Source organism: Erwinia typographi (genome assembly GCF_000773975.1).
Lineage (GTDB): Bacteria > Pseudomonadota > Gammaproteobacteria > Enterobacterales > Enterobacteriaceae > Erwinia > Erwinia typographi.
Genome location: NZ_JRUQ01000019.1, coordinates 111,667 through 129,639 on the forward strand (window position 1 = coordinate 111,667; position 17,973 = coordinate 129,639).

The 17,973-nt window shown below is 58.5% G+C and carries 12 protein-coding genes; 3 read left to right on the forward strand and 9 right to left on the reverse strand.

Features of this window, described 5'->3' with window-relative positions:
- Positions 1–55: 55 nt before the first annotated feature.
- From NG99_RS05350 to bcsR, 7 genes are all read right to left on the reverse strand, one after another.
- Positions 56–1,342, reverse strand: coding sequence for a dicarboxylate/amino acid:cation symporter (locus NG99_RS05350; protein ID WP_034889147.1), 1,287 nt, complete (start codon positions 1,340–1,342; stop codon positions 56–58).
- Positions 1,343–1,561: 219 nt separating this feature from the next.
- Entirely contained in the window at positions 1,562–3,568 is a 2,007-nt protein-coding gene (hmsP, locus tag NG99_RS05355) for a biofilm formation regulator HmsP (protein ID WP_034889148.1), read from the reverse strand.
- A 164-nt stretch (positions 3,569–3,732) separates the two neighbouring features.
- Complete coding sequence (locus NG99_RS05360) at positions 3,733–7,035, reverse strand: cellulose synthase subunit BcsC-related outer membrane protein (protein WP_034889150.1); 3,303 nt, start codon at positions 7,033–7,035, stop codon at positions 3,733–3,735.
- Entirely contained in the window at positions 7,035–9,332 is a 2,298-nt protein-coding gene (bcsB, locus tag NG99_RS05365; protein WP_034889152.1) for a cellulose biosynthesis cyclic di-GMP-binding regulatory protein BcsB, read from the reverse strand. The genes NG99_RS05360 and bcsB overlap by 1 nt, the downstream gene beginning before the upstream one ends.
- 20 nt (positions 9,333–9,352) lie before the next feature.
- Positions 9,353–11,947 (reverse strand): UDP-forming cellulose synthase catalytic subunit, encoded by a 2,595-nt coding sequence (gene bcsA, locus NG99_RS05370; protein ID WP_034889154.1) that lies wholly within the window; start codon positions 11,945–11,947, stop codon positions 9,353–9,355.
- Entirely contained in the window at positions 11,944–12,675 is a 732-nt protein-coding gene (gene bcsQ / locus NG99_RS05375) for a cellulose biosynthesis protein BcsQ (protein ID WP_034889156.1), read from the reverse strand. The genes bcsA and bcsQ overlap by 4 nt, the downstream gene beginning before the upstream one ends.
- On the reverse strand, positions 12,675–12,869 hold the full coding sequence (gene bcsR, locus NG99_RS05380; RefSeq protein ID WP_034889158.1) for a cellulose biosynthesis protein BcsR: 195 nt from the start codon (positions 12,867–12,869) through the stop codon (positions 12,675–12,677). The genes bcsQ and bcsR overlap by 1 nt, the downstream gene beginning before the upstream one ends.
- Positions 12,870–13,055: 186 nt before the next feature.
- On the opposite strand from bcsR, the gene bcsE reads away from it, so the two are divergent.
- The 3 genes from bcsE to bcsG are packed head-to-tail and all read left to right on the forward strand — an operon-like array spanning position 13,056 to position 16,428.
- Complete coding sequence (gene bcsE, locus NG99_RS05385) at positions 13,056–14,606, forward strand: cellulose biosynthesis protein BcsE (protein ID WP_034889160.1); 1,551 nt, start codon at positions 13,056–13,058, stop codon at positions 14,604–14,606.
- Complete coding sequence (gene bcsF, locus NG99_RS05390; protein ID WP_034889162.1) at positions 14,603–14,788, forward strand: cellulose biosynthesis protein BcsF; 186 nt, start codon at positions 14,603–14,605, stop codon at positions 14,786–14,788. Before bcsE ends, bcsF begins: the two co-directional genes overlap by 4 nt.
- Complete coding sequence (gene bcsG, locus NG99_RS05395; RefSeq protein WP_052130562.1) at positions 14,785–16,428, forward strand: cellulose biosynthesis protein BcsG; 1,644 nt, start codon at positions 14,785–14,787, stop codon at positions 16,426–16,428. Before bcsF ends, bcsG begins: the two co-directional genes overlap by 4 nt.
- A 65-nt stretch (positions 16,429–16,493) precedes the next feature.
- On the opposite strand, the gene NG99_RS05400 is transcribed toward bcsG, so the two are convergent.
- Together NG99_RS05400 and bcsD are read right to left on the reverse strand one after the other, a co-directional pair.
- The gene (locus NG99_RS05400) at positions 16,494–17,468 is read right to left on the reverse strand and encodes a glycosyl hydrolase family 8 (protein WP_034889437.1); all 975 of its coding nucleotides are present in this window, start codon (positions 17,466–17,468) and stop codon (positions 16,494–16,496) included.
- A 35-nt stretch (positions 17,469–17,503) separates the two neighbouring features.
- Positions 17,504–17,971 (reverse strand): cellulose biosynthesis protein BcsD, encoded by a 468-nt coding sequence (gene bcsD, locus NG99_RS05405; RefSeq protein ID WP_034889164.1) that lies wholly within the window; start codon positions 17,969–17,971, stop codon positions 17,504–17,506.
- Positions 17,972–17,973 lie beyond the last annotated feature (2 nt).

Here is a 17,973-nt window from a genome sequence, read left to right on the forward strand (position 1 = left end):
GCCGCGAGGGCAAGTCGCGACGGGCATTTGGCGGGATTTTTAACGAATTAACCGCTTAAAGGGAGTTTTCAGGCAGCTTTTTAGCATTTTTTCCACCGCTCAGCGTCGCCTTGAGCTGTTTTTCATCCAGCTGATCGACCCATTTCGCCACCACAATGGTCGCCACGCCGTTGCCGACCAGGTTAGTCAGCGCACGGGCTTCTGACATAAAGCGGTCGATACCCAGGATCAGCGCCAGACCGGCCACCGGCAAATGTCCCACCGCGGACAGCGTGGCGGCCAGCACGATAAATCCGCTCCCCGTGACGCCTGCCGCCCCTTTAGAAGAGAGCAGCAGCACCACCAACAGCGTGATCTGGTGCCAGATATCCATATGCGCATTGGTCGCCTGGGCAATAAATACCGCCGCCATGGTCAGATAAATCGACGTGCCGTCCAGGTTGAAGGAATAGCCGGTTGGGATAACTAACCCCACTACCGACTTCTTGCAGCCCAGCTTCTCCATCTTATCGAGCATACGCGGCAGCGCAGATTCGGAAGATGAGGTGCCCAGCACGATCAGCAGCTCTTCTTTGATATAGGCGATAAATTTGAAAATGTTGAAGCCGACCACGCGGGAAATCAGCCCCAGCACCACGATCACAAACAGCAGGCAGGTGATATAGAAGCAGATAATCAGCTGACCCAGCTGCACCAGCGATCCCACGCCATATTTACCGATGGTAAAGGCCATTGCGCCAAAAGCGCCAAGCGGAGCGAGGCGCATAATCATGTTAATGACGCCGAAAATCACCCGCGAGAAGCTTTCAATAAAGTTGAATACCAGCGTGCCTTTATCGCCGAGGCGGTGCAGGGCGAAGCCGAACAGAATAGCGAACAGCAGGACTTGCAGAATGTTGCCGCTGGCGAAGGCGCCAATCACGCTGTTAGGGATGATATCTAACAGGAAATCAACGACCCCCTGCTTCTCTGCCTGTTGGGCATACACGGCCACCGCTTTGGCATCCAGCGTGGCTGGGTCAACGTTCATGCCAGCGCCCGGCTGCAACACGTTCACCACCACCAGGCCAATGATCAGCGCAACGGTACTGACAATTTCAAAGTAGAGCAGCGCCACGGCGCCGGTGCGGCCCACGGCCTTCATGCTCTCCATACCGGCAATTCCGGTCACCACGGTACAGAAAATAACGGGAGCGATGATCATCTTGATCAGCTTAACGAACGCATCGCCCAGCGGCTTCATTTGGGCACCCAACTCGGGGTAGAAATGCCCTAACAGCACGCCGATGGCGATGGCTGTTAACACCTGGAAATAGAGGCTTTTGAACAGGGAAGTTTTCATAAAATATCCGTTAACAGCTTAGATGGCGGGTGAATTCGCTATATTTATAGTCTTACACCAGCGCGAAAATAACACTCCGTTAACGGGATTGATATAAATTGACACATATTGCGCCTGTCAGCTTGCCGTTTTAAGAGCTGAATCACTTCAGCACACTTGCTGGCAGGTTACCGCCTGGTTTAAGGATTGATAACGCTGGAAATTGTGTCATCAGAGACTTTATTGTTGCGCAACCAGTTCGAGATATTTTCGGTTAAACACCGTCAGCGGCAGCGCCTCGGAATAGAGATATCCCTGACCGAGATGAATCCCGCGAGCCAGCAGCCAGTCGCGCTGCTGGCTGGTTTCCACGCCTTCGGCGATCACGTCCAGACGGATGATCTCCGCGATAGCGGCAACAATGCGCACCATAGTGTCATCGTTCGGCAGCACGCAAACAAAACTGCGATCCATTTTCAGCTTGCTGATCGGTAAGGATTTGAACTGGCTGAGCCAGTGGAGATTGGCATAGCCCATGCCGAAATCATCCAGCGCGACCGAAACCCCCATCTTTTGCAGCTCGCCCAACAGCGCCAGCGCTTTTTCCGGCTCGCCGATCTGCGCGGTTTCGGTAATTTCCAGTATCAGGCTGCCGGGGATAATACGGTGACGATCAATAAGCTCCTGTAAATGCGCCACCATGTCCGATTCACGGAGCTGAACGGCGGAGAGATTGACGCTTAGCGGCAGGTTAATCCCCTGCTTTTGCCAGGCTGCCAGCAACCGGCAGGACTCCTCAAACACCCAGCGGCCAAGCGAGACGATCACGCCAATTTCCTCAGCGTTGACGATCAAATCTTCCGGCAACATCCAGCTTCCGTCCGGCTGACGCATCCGCAGCAGGGCTTCGGCCCCCACCAGCTTGCCGTTGCGCATATCAATCTGCGGCTGGAGAAACAGCGAGAACTGCTCCTCTTTCAACCCCTGCAAAATATCGTGTTCCTGAGTCAGGCGTTTATGCGCGCGCTCCATCATCGCCGGGTCAAAGAACAGAATTTGATTTTTACCCTGATGACGGGCAGACATCATCGCCGAGGCCGCCCGGCTCAGGAAATCCTGGGCAGTGACATCGCTCTCTTCACGCTGCGCCAGGCCGATACTGATATTCGGACGCAGCTGCATATCATGCAGCGCCACCGGCTGATTGAGGCGCAGCAGCAGCAGTCGGGCCAGCCGCATCGCCCGGAACGGTTTGTTAGCCCGTTTCACCATCAGCACAAAATCGCTGCCTGAGAGCTGCCCCAGCACCGTTTGTTCATCAATACTCTGACGGATTTTTTCCAACAGCGTCAGCAGCAGCGCATTTCGCTGCTCGTCCTTGACCACGCCGTTGGCCTCCAGCAGCGTTTCGATGCGCAGCACCATAACGGTAAAGGTATCTTCGCTGGAAACGGTGTCCAGATGCTGTTCCAGCAGGGCCAGAAACAGCGTTTTGTTCGGCAGATTGGTCAGCGCAAACCGCGTAGTCAACCGGCTCATTTCGTCATGTACCGCTTCCGCCACCTGCTGATTGCGGTTATAGCCGCGGATCAACATGCCCAGCTCATCATCACGATGGCGTTCCGGCAGCGCCAACTGATGGGAGATGGCGTTCTGAGGCGGTAGCTCGTGCAGCTCAGTGGCGATGCGCCGCAGCGGATGAACGATCAGCTTGTTAATGCACCAGCTGATAGCAACCGACAGGATCAGCGCCAGCAGCAGGTAAGTGGTCACCATCGTCGACAGGGCGCTGAGGATAAATTGATAGACTCGCCAGGAGTCAGCCTGCAGTACCAGCAGCGCCAACGGCCTTGGATTAGCCGGCTCCAGCGAGTAAAGCGGCACGGTGATCTTCACCGGCAGTTCAAACAGCCTGGCAATAAACGTTGGAACGGGTTTTTCCGGCTCAAAATCAGTATGCAGAGCCTGTAAGCCGTTTGGCAGCACGACTTCTGCGCGTGCAAGTATCCCCGCTGGTTTTAGCGAGTTAAGGATCAGTTCCGCCTGAGGAATATCGGCTTTCAACACCGCCTGCGACAGCGGTTGCCGCACGGTATGGGCGACATTTTCCATCTGCTGAGCGTAATCAATCCTGCGCTGCTGCACAAAATGGAAAAGCTGGATGACAATAAATATGCAGATGGTCACTGCCGCTACGCCGGAAACCGTCGCCATCTGTTTTATTGTTAAGGAACGACTGACGCGCAAGCCTGTTCTCCGAATTGCTGGGGCCGCCATCTGGAGCGGCAAAAAACTGCCTTGAGTATATCCTAAGGCAGCCGCTTGTTAAGTGCTGCGGTCAGGCAAGCCGATGATTAGGTGTTTTCTGAACGTAATTATTCAAATTTAGCTCGCTTAACAGCGATGTAGCGCTATTTGAAGTCGGCATAAGGGCTAAGCGGAACGGGCGGCATGTCCAAATCGCCTTCCCAACCGGCCATGGAATAACGGGCGAAGATCAGGGCGTGGCTGGGGGTATAGTCCTTAGCCTGCTGAATATCCAGACCTGCGCCCAGCGTCCAGTGCGCCGTTAACCGACGCTCCACCACCGCCCGCAGGGTATAGCCGAATCCGCTGCTGCGGCTGTCGCTGCTTAGAGGGTTATCGCTGGTCAGCGAGCCGAAATCCAGCGGATAGCGCGGCTGCGCGCGGGTTTTCGCCCTGGACCAGGCAACGGAGGCGCCCAAATCGTAAGACCAGTTATCGCTGCGCTGGCGCCAGCTCACGGGGATCGACAGTGAGCCGTAGCTTTGCGGGCTGTAGTAGCCCCCCTGCCCAAGTGAGTAATCACTCAGGTCTTTGGCGTAGTGCCAGAGCATACCGTTCAGGCCAACTGTCGCCCGCCGGTTATCCTCATTGATTAGCTTGTAGTAATAGCCAGCCATCAGCCGTTGCCGGGAGTTATCCGCCACGTTTTCCCCGGTGATTTGATGCGCGCTGAGATCGGCCCAGACGCCGTTGGCGTTGCCCTGGTCATAGCTAATGCCTAGCGCGCCGCCGGTGGCGACTACGCCACCCCAGGTTTTGCCGCTGGCGAGGTTGGGGTCCCGCGTCCCTGCCCAGGAAAGTAGCGAACTGGAAATGGGTCGCCTTGAGGCGGTAAGCGACAGCCCCAGATCCCGCCAATCGGTATGCCAGGTGACGCCGCCAACCCAGTTGGTCACCGCAAATCCCAGCGGCGTGGTGCCGATGTCCGCTGACCACCGGTCGCTGCGGTAGCCCAGCCCAATGCTGGTGCCATTCTGGTGCTGGCGGAAATCCCGATTGCAGACGGCATCGTTATTTGCACAAGTTCCGAAGTTTTCCTCAATAGTGCCGCTGCTGCTGCGCGAGAAGCGCCCGGCTGAAACATCGACGTTATCCAGCCGCAGGAAGCCTTTACCCTGGGCGAACGGCGTCGCAGCCTCCATCATCGTGGTATGGGCGGTGAAGTCCGACACGCCGCCGGTGCCTTTATTACGGGAATAGTCCTCTTCCAGCGTCAGCGTGCTGTCCTGCTGACGGGTGAGTTCGGCGGCATCGCGATACAGCCACTTGCTGCTTTGCGACGCCCCTTCTCTGGCCGCCAGCGGTTTTAGCGCGGCGTACAGCGCGGCGGCCTTTTGCGGCTCGCCCACCGCCAGCCAGGCGTTGGCTACGCGTCGTCCGCTGTTCACGCTTTGAGTGACGGCCTCAGGAGGCAGCGAACTGAGCCGCTGCCTGGCCGCCACCAGCTGATTCAGCGCCACCAGCGCCTCAATTTCGCCCAGGCTCGCATCGGGATGTTGAGGCTCACGTTTTTTTACCTGACGGTAGCGTCGCAGCGCTTCCTCGCTGTCGCCTCTCGCCAATGCCCAGTCGGCCAGCAATAGCGTCCGGCGGGAAGAGTCAGGCAGCGTGCCCAGCAGAACGATGGCCTGCGCTTCACCTCCCTGAGCCCGCAGCGCCTCCGCCCGCTCGATTGTCCGATCGGTTTCCAGCCGGGTATTGAGATCCCTGATGCTTTGATCCCATTTTGCCGCAGGCAGCGCATACAGGCGCGCCAGCGCTTCCTCCGGCCGACCGCTGCCCGAAAGATAGAGCGCGTTAGCATAAACCTGGGACGCCACTTCCGGCTGCTGGCGAGCCATCGCCAGCATCTGATTGTCGGCCACCTGTGGCTGACCAGCCTGTCGCAGCGCCCGCGCCAGACGGTAATTCAGCCAGACGTCCTGCGGGGAAAGGTGCAGAGCCTGGCGGTATTTCTCTGCCGCCTGCTGCCCGTTTCCGGCATCGGCCAGCCTGTCGCCCTCATCACTGAGCTCGCGGCTATGCAGGCCGGAGAGCGTCTCACCCAGCGCACGTTGCTGCGCCGCCGACAAACCGTTGATAAAGGCTATCGCTTTCTGCGCCGACTGCTGCTGGTAAAGCGCCGCCAGCCGACGGGAAGCGGTGGTATTGCTGGGGTCCACCCGCAGCGCACCTCTGAACAACGCTTCCGCCGTCGCCGGTTTGTTTTGCGCCAGCGCAACGTCCCCCAGCCCAATCAGGGCATAGCCGTCACGACTGTCCAGGCGGCGCGCCAACTGATAATAACGGCTTGCCTGGACGGTATCGCCTGTGGCCAGCGCCTTATCACCCTGAGCTATCGCCAGCCAGTACTGGTTGGAATGCAAAAGGCTACGCCATTTGCCAATATCCGTCCCCTGCGCATCAGCCACGATGGCTCGCTGGAAATAGCCGTTGGCCGCTTGCCGATTGTTAGCCCTGGACAGCGCCAGCCCCATTGCGCCCAGCAGATCGGGATCGTCCGGCGTAGCCTTAAGCGCGGCGCGAAGTGACGGAATAGCCGAGGCGCTTTGCCCTCTGTCTGTCAACATCAACCCGCGAAGCCGCTGCTGATAAGCGGGTTCAGCCAGCAGCTTTTGCTGGCGCGCCAGCTCTGCCAGTCCGTCGGCCTGCGGTTTATCACTGGTAAACGTCTTCAGATAGACGTTCAGCTGGGCCACGCTTTGCGGCGTAACCGGCTGTGATTTAATGCTGCTCAACCAAAGCTCTGCGGCCTGAACCCGGCCCGCCGGATCGGCGGCCACGGCCTGAAGCTGCTTCAGCGCCGCCGCCGGGTTATTGCGGCTCATTTCCATCCGGGCAATTGCCATGCGCAGGTTGATACTGCCCGGCGCAGCGCTTTCCAGCGCGGAGAGCGCAGCCAGCGCCTGCGTCTGCTGGCCCGGCAGCCTCGCCACTAACCGCCAGTACTCCAGCGCAATCTCGCCGGAGGGAAAAACGCCGTTGAACTGTTTGTCGTACGCGGCGCGCGCCTCAGCCAGGTGGCCGGACGTGGCGAGCAGCCTGGCCTGCTGCAACTGCTGCCGTCCGGCCTCAGAGAGTAAGCGAATACTCGCTTCTGCCTGACGGGTTGCCAGCGAATCGGGCGAACGCTGTTGCAGCGTCGCCAGCAGTTGGCGGGCCTTGTCCCGATCTCCCTGATACAGCGCCAGGCGAATCTGCGCTGCCAGCACCTGCGGGTTATCCGGCGCAATTTTTTCCAGCCGATACAGCGACTGGCTGACCAGGTCATATTTATTGCTGGCTTCGCCGATCCTGACCTGCTGTAGCAGCCAGTCGACAGGCTCAACCTGCCCCGCAGCCGGAACCGTGCGGCTCAAGGGCAGCAGCAATACCGGCAGAACAAGGCTGAGCAGCGAACGTTTCACTACTCGTCATCCTCATCACCCAGACGATGGCGGCTGATGCGGCGCATCAGTCGCCAGGCCAGCAGGGCAAACAGGATCACCACCGCGGTGGCAAAGAACGCCATCAGCACAGGATGAGAAGCCAGCGCATTCCAGACGCGTTCCCACCACGGCAGATGGCCGACCCAGTAAGTGTCGCCCACCCGCAGGCTGCGCACGCCGGATTCACGGATCGCCGATGCCGAACCAAAGATAGCGGCACGCTTGTCGTTGTCGATCAGCGCGCCGTTCAACAACGCCCAGGCGCGTGGGCTGTCGGCCAGCAGGGCTACCACGCTGCGCTGGGGATCGAACGGCGACTGGAAGCCAACCAGCGCCGCCATCGGCCCCGCAGAACTGACGGTGGTCAGACTCTCCGCACGCCGATCGTCAGGGGAAGAAGTGTCGCTTGAGAACATCGTCTGCCGGTTAGGCTTGTTGATCGAGCTTTTGGCCGCCTCAACCAGCAGGTTCATTTTATCGTCGTCCCTGAGCTGCTGGGGCAATGCGCCGATCATCAGCAGGTCGGCATCGCTTTGCTTCGCCTGGTTCCAGTCATCGGCGAGGCGTATTTTCAGCGCCGGATAGCCCGTCTGGGCGGAAATATTGCCCAACACGTTGAGCAGCGCGCTGACTTTGCCCGGCTCTGGCCTGTCGCTGACCAGTACCAGGGTTTGCGCCAGATCGGCGCTGCGGCTGAACGGGAATCCCGCGTTGGCGAACGCGCCCAGCGCAGGCATTTCGATATAGTGACGATAGCCGGAGAAATCGATTGTTGAGTTGCCACCTATAACTACATGGTTGGTCACCGGCACGATGGTTTCGCAGCGGCCTTCGCTGGTGTTGTTATTAAAGGTGCCGCCGATAAAGGTGCTGGCGTAGTCAAAATCAAAGCGCAATTGATTAACGACGCCAGGGCGCAGTGCCGGAATGGTCAGCTGAGTCCCGCCGTCCAGCAGCCCCTGCACCAGCGGAATGCGCAGCAGCTGCTTGCCTTCGTCACGCTTATTGGTTAGCGGGTAGTCCTGCACGAACCGATCGTTAAGGTTCACCGCCAGCCGCGAACCGTCATCCTGCACCGGCGAGGTATAGCGATAGTTGATATCCATATCGATCCCGCGCGCGCGGACCAGGAACAGATCCGGCGGCAGCTTCAACGTCAGTGAAATCGGCCCAGGCTGCATCCCGTCAGCCTGAAGCTGCCCCTGAAACTGCTGGAGCTCAGCAAAGGTGGTAGGACGATCGGTGCGCACCCAGTTTGGCGCATCGTAAGGCTGGCGAGGCGCCAGATCTTTCACGCCGTCAATGGTTGCAGCCTGGCCCCGCAGCAGCAGCTCGCCTTGCGCAATTCCCTGGACCGCCGTCAGCAGGTCGCCGTCATCGCGGCCAAGGATCAGCAACAATTTCTGGTACGGCTCTCCCGGACGACCGATCATTTCCACCGTCGGTTTATCAACCGGCGGCAGCAGTTTCAGGAAATCGGGACGGCTGTCGTTGGTGGCGAACACCACGGCGTGCTGCTGGTCAGGCAGCTGGTTATAGAGCACCGGAAAACTCTGGCCGCGCCAGTCGGCCTGAGTGCCGAACCAGGAAGCCAGCACCGCGGCGGCACGCTGCTGGCCGAGGCCGGGTGCGCTGGCAAAAATCATCGGCAGCGTCAGCGGGCGGCTGTCGCGCGCGTCAAAGAATGGCTCCGGGAAATGGGACAGATCGTCCTTCACCAGCAGCTTTTGCAGCGATAAATCCAGCGTGCTCTCCTTGCCGATATCCAGCCAGATGGCGCTGTTGGCCGGGTTTTCGCAGATATTGCCGTAGTGTCCGACCAGCTCCAGGCGGATACGGTTGAAGTCGCCGATAAAACGCGGATCGATCGGGACCTGAACCTGATTATTTTTCCCCAGTTGTTCCGCCGTCAGAGGCACCAGCCCCACCAGCTCGTCATTCAGATACACTTTGAGATGCGACAGCGAGGGGAGCAGCGACGGCGAAGGGCGGAAATGCAGATTCAGCAGCGCTTTAGTTACCACCTCGTCGCTGCGTACGCCAAACTCGATTTGTCCCTGGTTACGGGTGCCCAGCAGGTTAAAATTACCCGGCGGCGGCGCAATCTGCGCAAATGATCGCACGGACTCGCGCACCGGCGCGGCAGGATCGATACCCGGCTGGGCCTGCGGTATTTCCGTACCGGCCATCGGCTGAGTATAAGTGTCCGGAGCCGCCTGCGCCCCAGGCAGCGCGCCCAACAGTAATGCAGTGAACCAGGCTAATTTTTTCGTCATCTTGTCTTCATCATAGGGAATCAGGGTAGCGCGGAGCCTGTTCTTCTCACGCGTTTAGGGAAGAAGGTGAACAGCCATAAAGTCGTTCGCGTCAGCCACAAAAACAGCCTGCGCAGCGGCGCGGGACCATATTCAGCCAGGCGCAAATATCCCTTAAAGCCCAGCAGCACAATATCGGCCAGGCTTTGCACCGGTTTATCTTCCGGGAAACTGTCCTGCCACAGGGCCCAGGTGTCAGCGCGGGCAAAGGTACACTGGATAAACGCCACATGCTGCTCGGTGGTCAGTTGATGCAGCCGGATACCGACCCGGCGGCCAAAAACGCGCTGTACGCGGCAGGGAAAACTGAACTCCTGCTGACCACGACGTAGCAGCAGGAAGACTTTGGCGTTCTCGCTGAGCAGATTCTCCTGGCGCAGCTCCACGCCCACGCCGCCGTCGGAGTAATCACGCAGCGTGCAGGGCAGCATATGCCCATCTCCCCGCGCCAGCGCCGCAGGCATAGCGATCTCCACCCTGTGCGCCTCGCGAATTTGCCGTGCCTCCACCGACACGGCTACCGCTCCGCCAAGAATAATCATGTTGTAGAGCACCCATACCAGACTGACGATCACCGTCAGCACCTCATGCGGCGGCCCGTAGTACAGACGCCAGAAGGCAGCGAACAGCCCCGCCAGATTGACCAGCACCAGGCACATATAGGGCCTGGTGATCACCCAGTCGAGGTGGCGCTCCTCCACCAGCCCGCCTTTGGCCGTGACGTTGAACCTGCCCTTGTGCGGACTGAACAGCGCCACGGTGGTAGGCCGGGCGATATACCAGGCAAGCACGGTTTCGTATACCTCGCTCCAGAATGAGTGCCGCCAGCGCCCCTGGATTCTGGAGTTGGTCAGGCTGGTATGCACCATATGGGGCAGGACGAAGATGGCGATAGTCAGCGCCGGGGCAAAGATAATAAAGGCGTGGAACAGCAGGAAGGCCAGCGGCGCCAGCAGGAAAATCAGCCGGGGAATACCGGCCAGGAAGTGCAGCATAGCGTTGGCATAGCAGAGGCGCTGAACCAGCTTCAGCCCCTTTCCCATCAGCGGGTTATCAAGGCGAAAAATCTGCACCATGCCCCTGGCCCAGCGAATACGCTGGCCGATATGGGCCGACAGACTTTCCGTCGCCAGCCCGGCTGCCTGCGGGATGCGGATATAGGCCGAGGTATAGCCCTTGCGATGCAGGCGCAGCGAGGTGTGGGCATCTTCGGTGACCGTTTCAACGGCAACGCCGCCAATCTCATCCAGCGCGGAGCGTCGGATAACGGCACAGGAGCCGCAGAAAAAGGCCGCATTCCAGACATCGTTCCCGTCCTGCACCAGCCCGTAAAACAGCGTGCCCTCGTTCGGCGTGCGGCGAAAACGGCCAAGGTTACGTTCAAAAGGATCGGGCGAGAAAAAATGGTGCGGCGTCTGCAGCATCGCCAGCTTAGGATCTTTCAGAAACCAGCCGAGCGAAACCTGAAGGAAAGAACGCGTTGGTACGTGGTCACAGTCAAAAATCGCCACGTATTCACCCCGGCATTCGGTACGCAGCGCATAGTTGATGTTGCCCGCCTTTGCAAAGTCATGGCTGGGGCGGGCAATGTACTTCACGCCGATTTCGGCGGCAAACTGCCGAAACTCTGTCCTGTCGCCATCATCCAGCACGTAGATAGTCAGCTTATCCTTCGGCCAGTCGATGCCCAGCGCGGCGTACAGCGTGGGTTTCACCACGCTCAGCGGCTCATTGTAAGTGGGTACTAACAAATCTATAGTGGGCCAGCTGGCGGGGTCTTCCGGCATCTGCACCGGCTGACGATGCAATGGCCACAGCGTCTGGAAGTAGCCCAGCACCAGCACTACCCATGAATAGGTTTCCGCCGCGATCAGCAGCAGGCCAAACGTCAGGCTAACCGGATCGTCCCAGTTCAGCGTCGAGGTATAGCGCCACCAGAGATAGCGACAGGAGATGGTCAGCGACAGAACAATCAGCATCATAGTCGGTAGCCGTCCAGGGATTCGCCGCACCACCATCGCCACGCACCACAGCAGCACCACAAAAATCAGCTGGGTGAAAAAGTCGAAAGGCTGTGAGATACAGAGCAGCGCCAGCGCGCTCGCCGCAACGATCACCAGGCCAAACAGTCCCTTGCGCAGCGGCGGCGGCAGGCGACTGAAACGCCTGTCCGCCCGGTGCGCCATATCCCGATCTTTTGCACGCTGCGCCAGCGCTTCCAGCCAGAGATACCGTCGCTGCCGCCAGCGCTTTCCGATAAAATCGTGTGAGCGCTCACTACCACCTTGTTCCTTTGCTGGCAGCATAAGCAGTAGCCAGACGGACTGAAAAAAGTAGCGGAGTAAATCGGCCGGACGCGGCCTTTCCGGAGAAATATGCGGATACAGTCGTCGACGCTCTGCCAGAATCTTCTGCCAGCCAGGCGCTTCAAACCGCAACAGCGACCAGCCCAGCACCAGCCAAAAACAGTGCAGTGCCGAAGTCAGCGCGGGCGTACCCTGCCGTCTGAAGCTATCGTAGCGATGATGCAGTGCCTGCCAGGCCGGGGGAATAAGCAGCCAGCGCAGAGGCGTCATTGCACGTTCTCACGCAGGTTGATCAGCGCCCAACTGGCAAAGGTCAGGATCTCTTCTGCCGCCAGGCTCTGCGGGCGATATTCAGCAAAAGGCTGCTTGCGCAGCAGCGCTTCGGCTACCGCTTCATCACGGTGAATATGGAGTGGGATCAGGTTGTTCAGGCTACTCAGCCACAGCTGATGGAGATCCTGCTGAGCGTGGCTGTTGGTAGAAAACTGATTGATTAAAAACAGGTTATCACGGGTAAAACGCTGCTGGTTCAGGCGGATATGGCAGTTAGCATCGGGCACCACCACGCTGACTGACCGATCTGCCAGCGCTACCATCGCCCGTGCCCAGGGTGTCTCGCCCGCAGGCACATCCAGTAAGACCCAGCGATAGGTCTGCTTCAGTTCCGTCAGCCGGGACGCCCAGGCATCGACATAGCCCAGCGGCTGACTGAGAAACATCATCAGTTCCCGATCGCTCAACTGCCCGAAAGGAATGAAATCGAGATCCGGCGCATAGCGTAACGCGCTGTGCTGCCAGGGTTGTTGATCCAGAGCGGTACGAAGCCAGCCACGAGGATGGTCAATCGCCGTATTGAAATGCAGGCGCAGCTGATTGTCCGGCGACAGATCGATGACGAGGACCGATTCACCCAGCACATGCAGAGCCCAGGCAAACGACGCCAGCAGCGAGGTTGCGCCCGCTCCTCCCCGCAGTCCCTGAAGTGCAACAACCGGCATTACTGCTCCTTTATTCCGGCCTGACTGACCAGCTCTTCCAGCAGCGGCCAGCGAGCGATAATCGTCGACAGTCTTTCCTGGCGGGCAATGTCAACATAGGACCAGCCCGGCAAAGAGAAAGCGTCGGCTAAAGCCAGGATGTCATCCTGTGATTCGCTGCCCACAGAAAAAACCGGATGTGGCGTCTCACTCATCGTTATAACCTTTTAGCGTATCTGCAACAGGCCAACATTGATATTGGCTTAAGATTTGTCTTAGCAAGAGTCTAAATCGGTTTGATGTAAGTTGTAATGTATATTTAGCGGATTACAATAAAGACAATCTAAATTTGTCTGGTCTACACTTCACCCTTTATAACAGGACGTGTTGCGAAAAAACGTATGGCACCTTCATTCACTTTAGGTTTTGAGCAGGTCAGGGATGAATTAATGCTTATGCAGCCGTCAGGGTGTTATTGGATCACGGCAAATCGGGAAGAAGACGCCCGGTTGCTGACACGCCAGTGCATCAGCGCGCAGCGTGCGGTCGCGTTGATTACCTGTGGCTGTCAGCCCCTGTCTCTACTGACGCCAGCCCCGCAGGGCGGCCCCGATGCCATCCCACTTTTTTCGCTGCCGGAAACCCGCCAGGCCTTACTGAGTCTGACTGACGATCTCGCCCGCGTACTGTCGGAAAAGCCGCGGCTGGTGATATTTTTTACTTCATCACTGCTCTGGGAAAAAATAGCGGCTGAAGAAGTGAGCCCGTGGCTAAAAAAATTACAAAAATGGCTCAGCGGGAAACAAATTTCCCTGGTGATCGTTACCTCTGGCTCGGGAATAAATAACCTGCGTAACCATCTGCAAACATTTTATCGCCATCTCGATGGACTTTCTCAACTCGACTGGCAGCAGGACAGCTGGAATTACCGCATTAACTGGTGGGCTCACGGCGACGGTATGCTTGCCGATCGCGCGATGCATCTCTCCGCCAGTGAGCACGGCTTTGCCCTGCTCAACCTGGAAGAACAAAACACGCCGCTCACCCTGAATGATGAGCAGCTTTATCTCGCGGAACAGTCCGTGCTGGAAGGGGCGCCCCCGCTGTCCAGGCAGTGGAGCTTGTTTGCCGATAACGCTGCCCTCTACGCCCGCGCTATCCAGGCGAATGCCGCAACGGTAGTGTTTACGCTGCAACACAGCGAAGCTATTGCCGAGCTGGCGGCGCAGATCCACAGCCTGCGCCGCACGCGCGGCAGCGGCCTTAAAATCGTGGTGCGGGAGATGCAGACAACCCTGCGCTATAGCGATGAGCGCCTGCTGCTGGCCTGCGGCGTTAGCGCTATCGTACCGCTAAACGCGCCGATGTCGCGCTTTCTCACCACCCTCGAAGGCATTCAGGGTCACTCCTACAATCGCCACGTTCCCGCCGATCTGAACGTCCTGCTGAAATCGATGCAGCCGTTGCAGGAGCGGGGCTTTTTGCCTCTTGCGTCATTCTGTCAGTCGGTAGCATTACTGGTGAACAATACGCTGCTGCCAGAAAACGGGAAAGGGCTGCTGGTTGCGCTGCGCCCGGTGCCGGAGCTGAAGCCGGAGCAGGCGCTGGCGCTTTGTAAACCTAGGCGCTACGGCGATCTGGTGACGTTGGCGGACAACCGACTCTGGCTGTTTCTCTCTTCCTGCCGCTTTACCGATCTGGATACAGCGGTGAAGTTCATTTTCCGCCTGCCCCATGACGAGATCTTCACCAACCGTCTGGTGTGGCATGAAGATTTACAGATTCTGTCAGAGGTCAGGCAGATGGCCAGCAGGGTAAAAACGTCCCGCCGTTCTGCGCCGACCGTGCAGGCTCCGGCCGCCGTCGCCGCCGATCCGGCTGTACCGCCGCCAGAGCGCCGCCAGCCGCAGGACATCACTCTCGGTAAACAGCCTCCGGAAGACGCAGAATGAACCTGACGGATAGCGTGCAAATCCTGATCCTCGTGGTTTTGTTGCTGCTACTGCTGAAGCCTTTTTATGCCCGCTGGCTACCGGAAAAGTGGCGCGGGCTGATCCTGCGCATAACTCCGCCTCGTGCATTGAAGTACGAAGGGACCTGGCGACGTAAATCTTCCACATCGGACAAGAAATGAATCAAAGCGATACCACTGTGCCGCCTGCGCACTCTCCCTGGCGCGGCCTGGGCGGCTGGAACGTCTATTTCCTGATTAAATTCGCCCTGCTGTGGGGTGGCTATCTTAACTTTCACGCCCTGGCCAATCTGGTGTTCCTTGCCTGGCTGCTGCTGCCGATCCGTTCACAGGGCCTGCATCAGCTGCGCAACTGGCTATCCATTCCGATCGGCATCGGCCTGTTCTGGCACGACACCTGGCTGCCGGGACCGGAAAGCATTATGAGCCAGGGAAGCCAGCTTACCGCCTTCTCCCGCGTCTATCTGCTGGATCTGGCTAACCGCTTTATCAACTGGCAGATGGTCGGCACCGCCTTTGTGATACTGGTGCTGTATCTGTTTATTGCCCAGTGGGTCAGGGTTACGGTGCTGGTGTCGCTGCTGCTGCTGGGGATTAACGTGGTGAATATCGCTGGCCCTTCTTTTGCCTTACTGCCCGGTAAAGAAGCCGAGCCGGTGGCCACCTTACATACCGCGCAGCAGCCCACCGCCGCCAGAAGCGGACTCGACCAGTCGGCTGCGCCAACCAGCGCCAACCTGACGGCTTATCTGAATAAATTCTACGAGAGTCAGAAGCAGCAGATCACCCATTTTCCTGACGCGCTACCGGCAGGCGCAGCGCCGTTCGATATCCTCGTGATTAACATCTGCTCGCTGGCCTGGTCCGATCTGGATGCCACCCAGCTACGCTATCACCCGCTGTGGCAGCACTTCGATATCCTGCTGACGGACTACAATTCAGCAACGGGCTACAGCGGCCCGGCAGGGATACGTCTGCTGCGAGCCAGCTGCGGCCAGAGCGCCCACAGCGATCTGTATAAGCCAGCCGACCAGCGTTGCTATCTGTTCGACAATCTGGCGAAGCTCGGCTTTAAGCAGCAGCTGATGATGGACCACACGGGCGTATTCGGTAACTACCTACAGGAGCTGCGCGAGGAGGGTAATCTGCACGTCCCGCTGATGTCGCAGGCAGGGATCAAACCGGAACTGACCTCCTTTGACAGCTCGCCGGTTTTAAACGACGGCGCAGTGATGCAGCGCTGGCTGGATGACCGGCAAAAGAGCGCCGAGCCCCGCAGCGCCACCTTCTACAATTTGATTCCCCTGCATGACGGCACCCGCGAGTTGGGCAGCAGCAGCAGCGCAGCCTGGCAACCGCGCGCGAAGCAGCTTTTCGACCAGTTGGATACTTTCCTGACAAATCTGGATGAGTCTGGCCGCAGGGTGATGGTCATTGTGGTGCCGGAGCACGGTGCAGCGCTGGAAGGCGATAAATTGCAGATGTCCGGCCTGCGCGATATTCCCAGCCCGGCCATCACTCACGTACCGGTCGGCATTAAGTTTGTGGGGATGCAGACTCCGCATGGGGGCCAGCCGCTGAACGTCACGACGCCAACCAGTCTGCAAGCCCTTTCGGAACTGGTTTCACGCGTGGTGGACGGCCAGGTCTTTACCGCCGCCAATGTGAATCTGTCCACGCTGACGGACCATCTGCCGCAAACGCCGGTAGTGTCGGAAAACGATAACGCGGTGGTGATGATGTATCAGGGGAAACCGTGGATTCGGCTGAACGGCGGGGATTGGGTAGCCTATCCTCAGTAAGAGAAAGGGCGGAAAGTGATTTCGCCCTTTCCCTGACGTTTCGCGGCCAGGCGCCTGAAAAGAGGTTAACGATCCTTCAGCGCCAGCCACGTCAGCAGATGCAGGCTTGAAGAGTAGTAATCTTCGTTGTCGTCCAGCCGATCGCTGAGATAGCCGCTCTGATTTAGCGTCAGATCCCGCACCGCCAGCAACCCTCCAGCCATATTGTAAGGCGCTTTGTTGTTGCTCATTACGTCGATCCAGGCGGGAGTTTGTAGCCGTGAAAAATTCATCCAGTAGCGTTGAAACGGCACCAGCTGGAGGCTTTGCGCGTCATACCAGTACAGGTAAAGCGGCACGCGGATGGCGTCATAGCTGAAGCGTGGCGGCCAGGCGGTGGCGGGAGCCACGCTGCCATCGGTGTTGAGAGCCACCCAGTCAACCGGCAGCCCGGCATCGCCAAAGCGCATTTTTGCCAGCAGATCCATACCGCTGTCGATCAGGTCCGTCCAGACTCGCAGATGGCTGCTTGCCGCAAAGTCGCGCCAGGCCGGAAACAGGAAATACGACGGGTTCAGCACCACGTAGCTGGTCTTGTTAAAACCCTGGCTGCCGGGGAGCATCACGGTGTGACCATTGAAGGTGATGACATCGCGATCGACAATGGCTTTCTGAATGTTTTGGGAAGCCTGCAAATATGCCGGGTTCTGCCACTTCTGCCCGGCCTTCAGCAGCGCCCAGGCAATCAGCACGTCACCGTCTGAAGCATTGTTTTTGTCGGCAACAGGATTAGCCGCCGCCGGATTGTATTTCCAGTAGAACAGGCCGTTTTGCGGATTTTTCAGATGCTGCTGGGTCCAGCCCCACAGGCTGTCAAAACTGCTGCGGTCGTTGTACCAGACCGCCATCAGCATGGCATAGCCTTGCCCTTCGGTATGACTGACGTTGTTGTTGCCGGTATCCTGAATGCGGCCGTCGCTGGTCATAAAGCGGCTTTTAAAACTGCTCCAGCCGTCCGACGAAGCCGCCTGCGCGCAGCCTACCATCATTGCAAGCACCATGACGCTCACCCTGAGCAGAGACATCTTCATCTTCCTCATGTCTGATAGCGGAAATTCAGCGTTGCTTCGCTGTCGGTCTCTTCGCACACCAGCGGCACGGACGGGTTACCGCCCTGATCGCGTAGCCAGCGGGCGTAAAGTCCCAGCAGAACCGCGCCGAGCGCCTGTCGCCACTGATGAGCATCAATCAGCCCGTCGCCCGGCGGCAGCGCCATATGGGAGATGATCATCGAGGTCTCATGGGGCTGTACGTCAACAAAGCCCCAGTTAAACTGCGCCAGCACCGCGTTGATCTGATTCTCCAGATCCGCCACGGTTTGCGACGCGCCCAGCGGATAACGGGTCGCCAGCGTGTCACCCATCTGTTGCAGGAAAGCGTGGCTCTCACGCGCCCCCGCATTACGCAGCATACCGTTAATCATCACGCTCAGCAGATCAAACCAGCCCGGCTGATACTGCTGCTGACGATAATAGCTTAGCGTACGGCTCTGAAGTTCACTCATGC